Genomic DNA, 14,131 nt, shown 5'->3' with positions numbered 1-14,131 from the left:
TAAAGTTTTCTTTTCTTAAATTTGAGAAAAAGAAGACTTTAGCCGTTTTTTGTGAAACAGGGGTGACAGAATGGATTACGGTTTAAAAGATAAGGTAGTTTTAGTAACAGGGAGCACAAAAGGACTTGGGAAGGCGATAGCAGAACTTATTGCACAGGAAGAAGGAATTCCAGTCGTTACAGGACGAAGAGAGAAGGAAGTGCATGAGATAATGATGGAACTTCGGGAAAAATATCAGGATGAGCGGATTCAGGGATATTGTGTGGATTTTTCAGAGCTTTCAAGTGTGGATTTCATCTTTGATGTCATAAAAAAGGATTTGGGAAGTATTGATGTTTTGATTAATAATGCTGGAATCTGGCCGACAGCATATGTAGTAGATATGAAGCCAGAAGATTTTGAGCGGACGATTCGTGTGAATTTAGAAGTACCATATTTGCTGTGTCAGAAATTTGTGCAGGAAAAGATAGCTGCTCAGCAGAAAGGAAAGATTGTTAACATTGTTTCGCAGGCAGCATTTCACGGATCAACAACAGGACATGCACATTATGCAGCATCAAAAGCAGGACTTGTAAGCTTTAGTATTTCTCTTGCAAGAGAAGTCGCAAAATATGGAATTAATGTAAATATGGTAGCCCCCGGAATGGTGAGGACACCGATGACAGAGGAAGCGTTGAAGGCAAAGCCAGATTATTATAATGGAAGAATTCCAATTGGAAGGGTAGCTGAGCCCGAGGAGGTCGCACAGGCAGCGGTATTCTTAGCATCAAAATGTGCGGATTACTATACGGGGATTACCTTTGATGCAACAGGCGGTATGTTGATGAGATAGATTGAAAGAATGAGTAAGTATGCATAAGCAAGTAATAGGAAAATGCAGGTAAAAACAGGAAAAATTATAAAAATTATCATGAAAAGTATTAATAGAAAGGAAGAATGATATGGCGTTAGTAAATATTAAAGAAATGCTTGAGAAGGCAAGAAAAGAACATTACGCGGTAGGGGCATTTGATGCAAGCACAATTGAGATGGCAATGGCTATCGTAGAAGCGGCAGAAGAAGAGAAATCGCCGGTTATTGTTATGGGACTGACTCCAGACTTACAGCAGGGCAATGAAAAAATGCTTACCTACTGGACAGAGAGCCTGAAAGATTTGGCGAAGAAAGCGAGTGTTCCTGTATGTCTTCATCTTGATCATGCGAGAGATATGAATTTCTTAAAACGATGTGTGGATGCCGGCTTTACTTCTGTTATGTATGATGCTTCTGAATATCCTTTTGAGGAAAATGTCAGATTGTCAAAAGAAGCAGCAGACTATGCACACAAATATGGGGCAACGGTGGAGGCAGAGCTTGGTCATGTAGGAGACGGCATTGTTTCTGGTGTAATAAAGGAAGACGGCAATTACGACAATCCAGAAGATTATCTGACCAATCCAGAAGAGATGAAGAGGTTTATTGCCGAAACGGGAGTGGACTGTCTGGCGGTTGCTGTTGGAACTTCTCATGGTGTTTATGTTCATGAACCAAAACTTGATTTTGAAAGACTGGAATTATTAAATAGCATTTCAGATATTCCTATGGTAGTGCATGGAGGTTCAGGAACACCAGATGATCAGATTAAAAAAGCGATTTCTCTCGGAGTTACCAAGCTTAATATCTATTCAGAAATGATGGCGGCTTATTTTGGTACAATGAAAGAAGAACTTGAAAAAGCAGGAACGATGGCAATCTGGATGAGCAATGCAAACAGAGAACCACTTAAAGCGGTAAAGAAGGTAGTAAAAGAAAAAATACGGCTTACAGGTTCCGCAGGAAAAGCTTAAAATATACGGAATTTCAGGAGGGTTACACATGGAAAAATATTTAATGGGAATTGATGCGGGAAATACATCAAGTAAAGTTGTTATTTTTGATTTATATGGGAAGATGATTGCCACAGCAGCAACACCGAGTATGCATTTTAAAAGAAGGGGAGAAGGCTTTGAAGAATTCGATGTTACAGAGTTGTGGAATCTTATATCAGTATGTATAAAAGAGGCAGTAGAGAAAGCAGCAGTTGCACCAGAGCAGATTGCCGGTGTCGGAGTTACTTCCTTTGGTAATGGAGTTGTTTTCCTTGATAAAGAGGGATATGCCATTGCGCCAGGCTGTTTTTCACAGGATTATCGTGCCAACAGTATTATTGAAATGTATCAGAGAGAAGGAACATACGAAAAGATTAATGATATTGTAAAAGGTACATTATTTGCGGGAGAACCAGGCCCGATTCTTCGCTGGTATAAGGAAAATTACAGGGAGATTTATGATCAGATTGGTGGAATCCTTCAGTTTAAAGATTATATTATGTATCGCCTTACTAATGTATTTGCTACAGATTTAAATTGTTTTGGCGGAGCCTTTATGGTAGATATGAATACGATGGATTATTCCAGAGAACTGATGGATTTATACGGAATTCCGGAATTATATGATGCATTGCCAAAACTTGCGACAGAGCCGACAGAAATTGTTGGAACAGTAACAAAAGAAGCGTCAGAAATTACAGGACTCGCAGAAGGAACTCCTGTTGCAGCCGGAATGATGGATATACTAGCATGCCTGGTTGGTGCGGGAGCAACGGGAGAGGAGGTATATACTGCCGTTGCCGGTTCCTGGTGTATCAATGAAACACATTCCGATCGAATCATCCCGAATGCATCGTCCAATATGCCGTATCTGAAAAAAGGAGAATATTTAAACTGTTCTTATACCGGAGCTTCTGGTTCTAACTATGAATGGTTTACGAGAATTCTTGGTGGAACAGCAAAACTTGAGGCGCAGGATAGAAACTTGTCTCAATATGCTGTACTTGATGAACTTATTGAGATGGTACCAATTGAGAAGGTAAAAGTATTCTTTAGTCCTTTTGTTGCACAGCCAAGTATTCACATGAATGCAAAAGCGAATTTCTTTAACATTGATATGAGTACGTCTTATGCAGAAATCTGTTATTCTGTTGCAGAAGGAGTTGCTTTTATCCATAAACATCATATTGATTTTTTAAGAAATGCAGGGCTTCCAGTAAAGGAGATCCGATTAACTGGTGGAACAGCAAAAAGCCATGTATGGAATCAGATATTTGCAAATGTTTTACAGGTTCCAATTGTTGGTGTAGATTGTGAAGAAACGGGAGCACAGGGTGTAGCAATCGCAGCAGGTATTGGGGCAGGAGTGTATAAAGACTATGAGGATGCATTTGAAAAAGCTGTAAAAGTAAAAGAACCGGTATTGCCGGATGATAGCACTTTCCCTATTTATGAGAAGAGATATAAAGAGTGGTGTCGATTAAATGAAATTATGAAAACATACTGGGATGAAAAATCGAAAGGATGATAAAGTTGGAGAAACAGGGGTTTTTAGTTGTACCATCTATCCGTGATGTGAAATATTTAAAATATACGCTGGAGTCAGAATGCAGAGAGGTATTGTTATCGAATGCACATATTGGAAATTTAAAACAACTCACAGAGAACTGTCATAGAAATGGACAGAAAGTTATTGTAAATCATGAATTGATTGGAGGACTTGGTAATGACAGAATTGCTTTTGAAATGTTAAAAAAGCTGTATAAAGTAGATGGTGTGATAGGGTCTAGTGTTTCAAAGTTAAATCAGATGCAGCATATGGGACTGGAAACTATTTTTCGTATTTCCCTGATTGATTCTCATTCTGTAGAAATGGCACTACGTTCACTAAAAGGAGTCAATTTTACGGCAGTAGAACTTCGGCCATATTCTCATGCGGTAGAATTTCTTCCAATGTTTAAAGAAATATTTACAGGTAAGTTTTTCGCCGGTGGATTTATAAATTCAGAAGAACGAATAAAGATATGTCAGAAAGCGGGCTTTGACGGAGTTATGACAAGCACTAAGAAATTGTGGAGTTACATAGAATAATTAGAAAACAATGAAAACATTTCCATACTATTTTAAATAACAGGAAAAGAAGGAGTTTTTGAAATATCAAAAACTCCTTCTTTTCTTGCAAAAACCGTTATTTACCTGATTTTTACGAGTTCTTCTAAGGAAGAATTTGCAGAAGCATCCTGTTGAAATTATAATATCAATAAGATATTAAGAAAAGCGTTTTTCGAACTGATAATTTTCAATTTTTTCTAGAATGATAGAAAAATCACATAAAAAAAGTTAGGTGAGTGCGCAAAAAAAATAAAATAAAATTAAGCAATATGCACAAAATAATTGACAAAATTAATTAAATATTGACAAAAATAATAAAAAACTTGCAATAAATAGTATGAAGAGTTATAATAAACCTAATAAAAATTATTTAGTAATAAAAATAATTTATGTTAGGAGGATATTATGAGTGAAAAAAAACTAACAAGAGAAGCTGACACGAGTACATTGTACGAGTTTAAAGGATCGGTTCCAAAGCCATCCTTACTTGTACCATTATCTCTGCAGCATGTACTAGCAGCGGTTGTTGGTGTAATTACACCATCCATTATCATTGCAGGAGTATGTGGGTTGACAGAGAGTGAGAAAACGATGATGATTCAGGCAGCGTTGCTCCTTACTGCCATTGCAACATTACTACAGTTATTCCCGATTTTTAATCGATTGGGGGCAGGGTTGCCTGTGATCATGGGAACTAGTTTTGCTTACGTTCCGACACTTCAAGCTATTGGTGGTGAATTTGATATGGGAACGATACTTGGTGCTGAAATTATCGGCGGTATCGTTGCAATTATCTTTGGAATTTTTGTAAAAGAGATTAGAAAATTATTTCCGGATGTTGTTACTGGAACTGTAATTTTTACAATTGGTCTTTCTCTTTATCCAACTGCGATAAAATACATGGCTGGGGGAGCCGGATCAAAAGAATTTGGAAGTATGAAGAATTGGGTTGTTGCTCTTTGTACATTTGGAATTGTTCTTATTTTAAGTAATTTTACAAAGGGAATTTTTAAATTAGGGTCATTATTTTTCGGAATGATTGCAGGATATTTACTTGCTTTGGCATTTGGAATGGTAGATTTCTCCAGTGTTACTAATACGACAGCAATTGTGGCTGTGCCACAGTTCATGCACTTCCAGATTAAGTTTGTACCATCTGCATGTATATCACTTGCCATTGTTTATATTGTAAACTCTGTACAGACAATCGGTGATTTAACTTCCACAACAATGGGTGGTATGGATAGAGTTCCAACCAATCGTGAGTTACAGGGTGGTATTCTTACGCAGGGAGTTATGAGTATTTTTGGAGCATTTTTTGGAGGGCTTCCAACTGCGACATACAGTCAGAATGTAGGAATTGTCACAGTAAATAAGGTTATAAATAGAATCGTATTTTTAGTGGCAGCAGTCATTCTTATGATTGCAGGATTTATTCCTGTATTCTCAGCAGCATTAACAACAATTCCACAGAGTGTTATCGGTGGTGCAACATTATCTGTATTTGCACAGATTGCCATGACTGGTGTTCGTATGTTTACAAAAGATGGATTGACAGCAAGAAAGACAACGGTAGTTGGTATGTCTGTAGCTTTAGGTGTCGGAATTACACAGGTTGCGGATTGTTTATCAGGCCCTGGACTTCCGGGATGGATTAACAGTATCTTTGGTTCTTCCTCTGTAGTAGTTGCTACAATCATGGCTATTTTATTAAATTTGATTCTTCCGAAAGAAGAGACAGCAGCAGAAACTACAGAAGAAACGAAAGAATAAAGTAATCTTTCCAGAATCATATAATTTCAATAATGATGATTCTGGAAGATTATAAATATATTAGATTGTATTTTTCGATTTTATTTCATCTAAGTAACTATACAGAGTGTATTTGGAGATTCCTAAGAATTGGCAGACCTTTGGTCCGGATTTGGTGATCAGGAAAGCGCCGGCTTCATTTAAAAGACGGACAACCTGTACCTTATCTTCCTTAGACATTAAGGTAACCGGCTTACCGATATGCTGTACACTCTGTGTGATTAATTCATCTAATAAATCGCCGATATTTACAGCAATAGGTTCTTTGGTAGTATCTTCTTCAATAGTACCAGTGAAGGAAGAAAGCTCTTTTTCCATAGCAAGCATTAAGGAAATGTCGTAATTGATTCCGAAAATTCCAATAATTTTATCGGAGTCATCACGAATAAAAATCGTACTTGATTTTAGAATTTTCCCGTTTTTTGTCTTTGTGAGATAAGCGAGCTTATCTTCCTGTTTTAAGTTTTGCTCACTATTATGAAGAGATTCCAGAACAATCTGAGAAGGTCCATCACCGATTCTTCGTCCAGTTACGTGGCCATTCTCAATGGCGATGATGGAGTGTTCTATGTCTTTTCCCTGCAGGTCATGTACAACAACTTCACAGTTAGAGCCGAACTGTACAGCCAGACCATGAGCAAGCCTTGTGTAAAATTCAATAAGAGATTTTTTCATAATCAATAAAACCTTTCTAAATGGAATATTTTATAACTATTTAAGTCCGTTATCACAGGATAAAGCAGACAAAATCAAAAGAATTTAAATAGTATATTTCATTATATCAGTTAAAAAAAATAAATTCAATTTCTAATCTAAAAAAAATTTAGGAGGACAGCTAAATGTTATTAATAGGAAATGGAAGAGTAATTACACGCGATCAGGAAAATCCGTATTTAGAAGATGGAGCGGTTGTTATTTCTGGAGAAAAGATAAAAGAAGTAGGATCTTTGACAGAAATGAAAGCAAAGTATCCGGAAGCGGAATTTGTAGATGCAAAGGGCGGCGTGATCATGCCAGGTCTTATCAATGCGCACACACATATCTACTCTGGTCTTGCAAGAGGCTTATCTATTGCTGGCAACAATCCAACAAACTTCCTTGAAGTATTAGATGGAACATGGTGGGCAATTGACAGACATCTTACTTTAGATGGAACAAAAGCCTGTGCATATGCAACTGTTCTAGACTGTATCAGAAATGGTGTGACTACTATTTTTGATCATCATGCAAGTTTTGGTGAAATTTCAGGTTCCTTATTTGCCATTAAAGATGTTGTAAAAGAATTAGGTATCCGTTCCTGTCTTTGCTATGAGGTTTCTGAAAGAGATGGCGAGGAGAAAACTTTACAGAGTATCAAAGAGAACGCTGATTTTGCAAAATGGGCAAAAGAAGCAGATGATGATATGGTAAAAGCTATGTTTGGTGGACATGCCTTATTTACAATTTCTGATAAGACCTTCGAAAAAATGGTAGAAGCAAATGATGGAATGACAGGTTTCCATATTCACGTTGCAGAGGGAATGAATGATGTATACGATAGTATTCGCAACTACGGATGCCGTCCAGTAAACAGACTGTTATATAACGGATTACTTGGAGAAAAGACCATGTTAGGACATTGTATCCATGTAAGTCCTGCCGAGATGGATATCATCAAAGAGACAGGAACTATGGTTGTAAACAATCCAGAATCTAATATGGGTAATGCTGTAGGATGTGCACCAGTTCTTAAGATGATGGAAAAGGGTATCACTGTTGGTATGGGAACGGATGCGTATACGCATGATATGTTAGAGAGCATGAAGGTATTTTTAATTATCCAGAGACATCAGCAGGCAATGCCTAATGTTGCATGGTGTGAAGATGTGAAGATGCAGTTCGAGAACAACCGTATCATCGCAGAGAAATACTTCAATCAGCCTCTGGGTATTTTAAAAGAGGGTGCAGCAGCAGACGTTATTGTTATGGATTACAAACCATTTACTCCATTTTCAGACGAAAACATTGATGGGCATATGATTTTCGGAATGATGGGTAAAAACTGTAGAACAACTGTAATTAACGGAAAAGTACTTTATAAAGACCGTGAATTTGTAAACATTGATGAAGATGCAATCAATGCGTGGACAATGGAACAGAGTAAGAAGCTCTGGGGGGAATTAAATCACAGAACTTACTAAAATAAAATGATAATAAAGAGGAGAGTACTATGAGCGATATTATGAGACCGATGTCTATTGGACATCTTATGAACTGGGCATTAAGCGAATACAAAAAGAAAGGAAGTATTTTTGGTATTGATAAGCTTGTACATTACACAAGCGGACAGGTACTTCCTATTTATGAGGAAAAGATTGAATCTCCATTCGGACCAGCAGCAGGTCCAAATACACAGTTAGCACAAAACATCATTGCTTCTTATGTAGCTGGTTCCAGATTCTTTGAATTAAAGACTGTACAGGTAATGGATGGTGCAGAACTTTCTGCCTGCGTTGCAAAACCATGTATTACAGCAGGAGATGAGTGCTATAACTGTGAATGGTCTACGGAGTTATATGTTTCACAGGCATACGCTGAGTATGTAAAAGCATGGGTTGTATGTAAGATTCTTGCCAAAGAATTAGGACTTGGCAATCCAGACGGATTCGTATTTAACATGTCTGTTGGATATGACTTAGAAGGAATTAAGTCCGAAAAGGTAAATACATTCATTGATGATATGATCGAGGCAAAAGATACAGAAGTATTTAAAGAGTGTATCAACTGGGCATTAGAGAATGTAGATTCTTTTGAAAATGTAGATGCAGACTATATTAAGTCTATCAGCTCTAACATTTCCAGTTCCATCACAGAATCTACTCTTCATGGCTGCCCTCCGGATGAAATCGAAAGAATTGCTACTTATCTTATTACAGAGAAACATCTTCATACATTTATCAAATGTAACCCAACTCTTCTTGGATATGAATATGCAAGAAAGAGATTAGACGAGCTTGGATTTGATTATGTTGCATTTGATGACCATCATTTTGTAGAAGACTTACAGTGGGATGATGCGATTCCAATGTTAGAAAGATTAATGGCATTAACAAAAGAAAAGGGATTAGAGTTTGGTGTAAAACTGACAAACACATTCCCTGTTGACGTTGCTGCAAAAGAATTACCTAGCGAAGAGATGTATATGTCCGGACGCTCCCTGTTCCCATTAAGTATTCATCTTGCAAAACTGTTATCCGAACAGTTTGACGGCAAGCTTCGTATTTCTTATTCTGGTGGAGCAACAATCTACAATATCCGTGAAATGTTTGACGCAGGTATCTGGCCAATCACAATGGCAACAAATATCTTAAAACCAGGTGGATATGAAAGATTAAGCCAGATTAGCGAGAAGTTCATGGAATGCGGTACAGAGAGATTCCACGGAACAGATACAAAAGCAATCGCAGCGTTAGATGACGCTGTTACAAGCGATGAATTATATAAGAAACCAGTAAAACCTTTACCAGAAAGACATATGGAAAAAGAACTTCCACTGTTTGACTGTTTCACAGCTCCTTGCCGTAATGGCTGTCCGATTGCACAGGATATCCCAGCTTACCTTGAGGCAATGACAGAGGGCGATGCAACAAAGGCATTAGATATCATTTTAGAAAGAAATGCATTACCATTTATCACAGGAACTATCTGTCCACATCACTGTGGAGATAAATGTATGCGTAACTATTACGAAGAAACATTACATATCCGTGAGACAAAATATGCAGCAGCGGATGCCGCCTATGAAACAGTTCTTAAGAATATTGCAAAACCGGAAGCAAGAACAGATAAGAAGGTTGCTGTTATTGGTGGTGGTCCTGCAGGTCTATCTGCAGCAATGTTCCTTTCAAGAGCAGGTGTCCCTGTTACTGTATTTGAAAAGTCTGAAAATCTCGGTGGTGTTGTAAGAAATGTTATTCCAGACTTCCGAATTAAGAGAGAAGACATTGAGAAAGATGTTGCACTTTGTAAAGCATACGGTGCAGAGTTTGTAACGGGTAAAGAAGTTGCTTCTATTAAAGCACTTAAAGAAGAAGGATATACAGATGTTATCGTTGCCATCGGTGCATGGAAACCTGGTAACGCACATCTTCAGTACGGCGGCGCATTTGATGCAGTAGAGTTCTTAGCAGATGCAAAGAATGAAAAAATTGAAGTTGTTCTTGGTAAAAATGTTGTTGTTCTTGGTGGTGGAAACACAGCAATGGACGTTGCAAGAGCAGCGATTCGCGTAAAAGGTGTAGAAAATGTACGTCTTGTTTACAGAAGAACAAAGAGATATATGCCTGCAGACGAAGAAGAATTAAGAGAAGCTATCGAGGATGGCGTACAGTTCATGGAACTTCTTGCACCGATTGGTGTGGAGAATGGACAGCTTAAATGTTCTGTAATGGAACTTGGTGAGGCAGATGAGTCTGGAAGAAGAGCACCAGTTGACACAGGAAAAGTAGAATATGTTCCAGCAGATACTGTAATTGCAGCTGTTGGAGAAAATATCGACGGTACATTATATGAAGATATGGGTGTGGAACTTGACCGCAAGGGCCGCCCGGTTGTAGATGCAAACATGATGACAAGTGTAGAAGGCGTTTACGCAGCAGGTGATTCCAGAAGAGGACCAGCTACTGTTGTAGAAGCAATCGCAGATGCATCGAAAGCTGCCGCAGCCATTGCAGGTATTTCCTACGAAAAATATGCAGAAGCGAATGTGGCAGAAGATTCAGCAAAATACATCGCCAAGAAGGGATACCAGAGTCCTGACCTTACAGAGATGCCAGATAAGAGATGTCTTGGATGTTCTACTGTATGTGAGACATGTGCAGATGTATGTCCAAACAGAGCAAACGTTGCAATTAAAGTTGCTGGTAAATGTCAGGAACAGGTTATCCATGTAGATGGTATGTGTAATGAATGTGGTAACTGTGCTGTATTCTGTCCATACGCTGGAAGACCTTACAAAGATAAATTTACATTATTCTGGAGTGAAGAAGATTTCACAAACAGCGAAAATGAAGGATTCTACTGTGAAGAAAACGGAGAAATCCATCTTCGTCTTGATGATAAAGTAGAAAAAACGGACATCAATGGCATCCGTACTATTTCCGCAGATGCAGCAGCGGTCATCGAGACAATTCAGAAGGATTATTCCTATCTGATGAAATAGTCAGGCGAGTATTATGGCTGTTAGAAGAAAGAAAGTTGCCGTAATCCATTGTAACGGCAGACCAACCAGAAAAGAAGGATTTGAACAGGTTACTGTCACAGGTAACTGTCAGGAAATATTAACACAGTATTCAGAAGGTATTAACATATGCTCTTATGGATGCCTCGGTGGAGGAAGCTGTGTGGAAGCGTGTCGGTTACACGCAGTGTCAATCGGTGAAAGAGGAATTGCGAAGATTGATGAGGAAAAATGTGTGGGATGTGGGCTTTGTGCAAAAGCCTGCCCACAGCATCTGATTCAGGTAGTTCCAACAGAAAATACCATTCAGCCACAGTGTGCTAACCTTGACAAAGGCCCAAAAGCGATTCAGGGATGTGCAGTAAGCTGTATTGGATGCAGAATCTGTGAGAAATACTGTCCATGTAAGGCAATCAAAGTTGTGGATAACCACGCTGTCATTTGTCAGGAAAAATGCATCGCCTGTGGTATGTGTGCCGTCAAATGTCCACGGGGTGTTATTCACGATAAAAATGGTATTTTATCCATAAGATAAGAGAGGAGGAGAACTATGGCAACAGAATATTGTTTTACTGTCAATGGAATGCGCCGGACAACAACAGAAAAAAAGTCTCTTCTTCGCTATCTTAGAGATGACCTTCATTTATTTTCCGTAAAAGATGGATGTAGTGAAGGTGCCTGCGGAACCTGTACGATTATTGTTGACGGGGTTGCAGTAAAAGCCTGCGTTTTAACGACAGATAAATCTGTGGGAAGAAACATTGTAACGGTAGAGGGACTGACAGAAAGAGAGCAGGATGCATTTGTCTATGCATTTGGTTCGAAAGGTTCTGTACAGTGTGGTTTCTGCATTCCGGGAATGGTTATGGCAGGAAAAGCACTTATTGATCAGAATCCAGACCCAACAGAAGAAGAAATTAAATACGCATTAAGAGGTAATATCTGCCGCTGTACCGGTTATAAAAAGATTATCGAGGGAATTCAGCTTACCGCAGCAATTCTTCGAGGAGATGCAGAGATTGACTATGACCTTGAAAGAGGAGAACAGTACGGTGTCGGACAGAGAGCATTCCGTGTCGATGTGCGAAAGAAAGTGCTTGGATACGGCAAATATCCAGACGATATTGTTATGGATGGTATGGTACATTTATCTGCAGTACGCAGCAAATACCCTCGTGCAAGAGTGTTAAAGATTGATGCGTCAAAAGCAGAGGCACTTCCAGGTGTGCTTGGTGTACTCACAGCAAAAGATGTGCCAAATAATAAAGTGGGACATATTCAGCAGGACTGGGATGTTATGATCGCTGAAGGCGATATTACAAGAATGATTGGGGATACCATCTGTGTTGTTGTAGCAGAGACTGAAGAAATCCTTGAAAAGGCAAAGAAGCTTGTAAAAGTAGATTACGAAAAGCTGGAGCCGATCCGCAATGTCCATGAGGCGATGGCAGAGGATGCCCCACAGATTCATTCAAGTGGAAACTTATGCCAGCAGCGTCACGTTACAAGAGGAGATGCCAAAACTGCTTTAGAGAAGGCAGCCTATAAAGTAACCCGTTCATTTACAACACCATTTACAGAACACGCATTTCTTGAACCAGAATGTGCGGTTTCTTTCCCATATAAAGATGGAATTAAAATATTAAGTACGGATCAGGGAGCATTTGATACAAGAAAAGAAGTATCCATTATGTTTGGCTGGGATCCGGAAAAGATTGTAGTAGAAAATCAGCTTATCGGTGGTGGCTTCGGTGGAAAAGAAGACGTTACCGTACAGCATTTAACTGCACTTGCAGCATATAAATACCAGCGTCCGGTCAAGGCCAAGTTCACAAGACAGGAGTCTCTATTCTTCCACCCGAAACGCCATGCAATGGAAGGAACCTTCACTCTTGGCTGTGATGAAAATGGTATTTTTACCGGCCTTGACTGTGAGATTTATTTTGATACAGGAGCTTATGCTTCCCTGTGTGGACCGGTTCTTGAAAGAGCCTGCACGCACTCCGTAGGGCCATACTGTTACCAGAATACAGATATCCGAGGATTTGGATATTATACGAACAATCCGCCAGCCGGAGCGTTCCGTGGATTTGGAGTATGTCAGAGTGAGTTCGCGTTAGAGTCCATTATTAACCTTCTTGCAGAACAGGTAGGCATCTCTCCGTGGGAGATCCGATACCGTAACGCGATTGAGCCAGGAAAGGTTCTTCCAAACGGACAGATTGCTGACTGTTCTACTGCCTTAAAAGAGACATTAGAGGCTGTAAAAGATGTGTACGAAGCTAATAAAGACCATGCAGGAATCGCCTGTTCTATGAAGAATGCCGGTGTAGGCGTAGGGCTTCCGGATAAAGGAAGATGCAACCTTGTGATTGAAGATGGTGTCTGCGTGATTTATGCGGCTGCCTCTGATATCGGACAGGGATGTGCTACTGTATTTTGTCAGGATGTGGCACAGGCAACCGGACTTCCACTTTCAAAAATCCGCAACGCTGTTTGCAATACAGAGAATGCACCAGATTCCGGTACAACTTCTGGTTCAAGACAGACTCTTCTTACTGGTGAAGCAGTAAGAGGAGCGGCAGTGAAGCTTGCCGATGCAATGAAAGAAGTCGATAATGACTTAGAGAAATTAAACGGCAAGAATTATTTCTATGAATATTATGAGCCAACCGATAAACTTGGTGCAAATGTGCCATATCCAAAGAGCCATATCGCATATGGATTTGCGACACATGTTGTTATCCTTGATAAAAAAGGAAAAGTAACCGAAGTGTATGCGGCACACGACTCTGGAAAGGTAGTGAATCCAACCTCTATTCAGGGACAGATTGAGGGAGGCGTACTCATGGGAATGGGCTATGCTTTAACCGAAGACTGGCCACTTAAAGACTGCGTTCCTCAAGTAACTTACGGAACACTTGGCTTACTCCGTTCTACACAGATTCCAAATATTCATGCTATCTATGTAGAAAAAGAGAAGTTATTAGATGTTGCCTATGGTGCAAAGGGAATTGGCGAGATTGCAACAATTCCTACTGCCCCTGCTGTACAGGGAGCTTATTATGCCCTTGATGGCAAATTTAGAACAAAATTACCATTAGAGGATACTTTCTATCGTCCAAAAGAAAGAAGAGTAATT

General features: G+C 39.3%; 10 protein-coding genes. 9 read left to right on the top strand and 1 reads right to left on the bottom strand.

Translation table 11 applies throughout. From position 1 onward, the window contains the following. Positions 1-70: 70 nt before the first annotated feature. The 5 genes from EUBHAL_RS08840 to EUBHAL_RS08820 all read left to right on the top strand — a co-directional run bounded on the left by EUBHAL_RS08840 (position 71) and on the right by EUBHAL_RS08820 (position 5,732). On the top strand, positions 71-832 hold the full coding sequence (locus EUBHAL_RS08840) for an SDR family NAD(P)-dependent oxidoreductase (RefSeq protein ID WP_005348204.1): 762 nt from the start codon (positions 71-73) through the stop codon (positions 830-832). A 109-nt stretch (positions 833-941) separates the two neighbouring features. Then, positions 942-1,826 (top strand): class II fructose-bisphosphate aldolase, encoded by an 885-nt coding sequence (locus EUBHAL_RS08835; protein WP_005348203.1) that lies wholly within the window; start codon positions 942-944, stop codon positions 1,824-1,826. Positions 1,827-1,854: 28 nt separating this feature from the next. Beyond that, positions 1,855-3,375 carry an FGGY-family carbohydrate kinase gene (locus tag EUBHAL_RS08830; RefSeq protein ID WP_005348202.1) on the top strand — a complete coding sequence of 507 codons (1,521 nt, stop codon included), beginning with the start codon at positions 1,855-1,857 and terminating at the stop codon, positions 3,373-3,375. Further along, positions 3,372-3,938: a glycerol-3-phosphate responsive antiterminator gene (locus EUBHAL_RS08825; RefSeq protein ID WP_005348201.1), complete on the top strand. Its 567-nt coding sequence runs from the start codon at positions 3,372-3,374 to the stop codon at positions 3,936-3,938. Before EUBHAL_RS08830 ends, EUBHAL_RS08825 begins: the two co-directional genes overlap by 4 nt. A gap of 426 nt (positions 3,939-4,364) precedes the next feature. Continuing rightward, complete coding sequence (locus tag EUBHAL_RS08820; protein ID WP_005348193.1) at positions 4,365-5,732, top strand: uracil-xanthine permease family protein; 1,368 nt, start codon at positions 4,365-4,367, stop codon at positions 5,730-5,732. 60 nt (positions 5,733-5,792) lie between these two features. On the opposite strand, the gene EUBHAL_RS08815 is transcribed toward EUBHAL_RS08820, so the two are convergent. After that, positions 5,793-6,446, bottom strand: a complete 654-nt coding sequence (locus tag EUBHAL_RS08815; RefSeq protein WP_005348191.1) for a helix-turn-helix transcriptional regulator — start codon at positions 6,444-6,446, stop codon at positions 5,793-5,795. Between the two features lie 164 nt (positions 6,447-6,610). Here EUBHAL_RS08815 and ssnA point away from each other — a divergent pair, with 164 nt between their 5' ends. From ssnA to xdh, 4 genes are all read left to right on the top strand, one after another. After that, positions 6,611-7,951 (top strand): putative aminohydrolase SsnA, encoded by a 1,341-nt coding sequence (ssnA, locus tag EUBHAL_RS08810; protein ID WP_005348184.1) that lies wholly within the window; start codon positions 6,611-6,613, stop codon positions 7,949-7,951. Between the two features lie 29 nt (positions 7,952-7,980). Continuing rightward, positions 7,981-10,971 carry a putative selenate reductase subunit YgfK gene (ygfK, locus tag EUBHAL_RS08805; RefSeq protein ID WP_005348182.1) on the top strand — a complete coding sequence of 997 codons (2,991 nt, stop codon included), beginning with the start codon at positions 7,981-7,983 and terminating at the stop codon, positions 10,969-10,971. Positions 10,972-10,984: 13 nt separating this feature from the next. After that, complete coding sequence (locus EUBHAL_RS08800; protein WP_005348180.1) at positions 10,985-11,524, top strand: 4Fe-4S binding protein; 540 nt, start codon at positions 10,985-10,987, stop codon at positions 11,522-11,524. A gap of 15 nt (positions 11,525-11,539) precedes the next feature. Continuing rightward, positions 11,540-14,131 (top strand): selenium-dependent xanthine dehydrogenase (xdh, locus tag EUBHAL_RS08795; RefSeq protein ID WP_005348178.1); only part of this gene is annotated, 2,592 nt, incomplete at its 3' end.

Origin of the sequence: Anaerobutyricum hallii DSM 3353 (assembly GCF_000173975.1) — a bacterium.
GTDB classification, from domain to species: domain Bacteria; phylum Bacillota; class Clostridia; order Lachnospirales; family Lachnospiraceae; genus Anaerobutyricum; species Anaerobutyricum hallii.
This window is presented reverse-complemented; position numbering and strand designations above follow the sequence as displayed.

Coding starts and splice junctions, on each gene's coding strand:
- ssnA (WP_005348184.1), top strand. CDS start 6,611: ATGTTATTAATAGGAAATGGAAGAGTAATTACACGCGATCAGGAAAAT.
- EUBHAL_RS08840 (WP_005348204.1), top strand. CDS start 71: ATGGATTACGGTTTAAAAGATAAGGTAGTTTTAGTAACAGGGAGCACA.
- EUBHAL_RS08800 (WP_005348180.1), top strand. CDS start 10,985: ATGGCTGTTAGAAGAAAGAAAGTTGCCGTAATCCATTGTAACGGCAGA.
- EUBHAL_RS08815 (WP_005348191.1), bottom strand. CDS start 6,446: ATGAAAAAATCTCTTATTGAATTTTACACAAGGCTTGCTCATGGTCTG.
- EUBHAL_RS08835 (WP_005348203.1), top strand. CDS start 942: ATGGCGTTAGTAAATATTAAAGAAATGCTTGAGAAGGCAAGAAAAGAA.
- ygfK (WP_005348182.1), top strand. CDS start 7,981: ATGAGCGATATTATGAGACCGATGTCTATTGGACATCTTATGAACTGG.
- EUBHAL_RS08820 (WP_005348193.1), top strand. CDS start 4,365: ATGAGTGAAAAAAAACTAACAAGAGAAGCTGACACGAGTACATTGTAC.
- EUBHAL_RS08825 (WP_005348201.1), top strand. CDS start 3,372: ATGATAAAGTTGGAGAAACAGGGGTTTTTAGTTGTACCATCTATCCGT.
- EUBHAL_RS08830 (WP_005348202.1), top strand. CDS start 1,855: ATGGAAAAATATTTAATGGGAATTGATGCGGGAAATACATCAAGTAAA.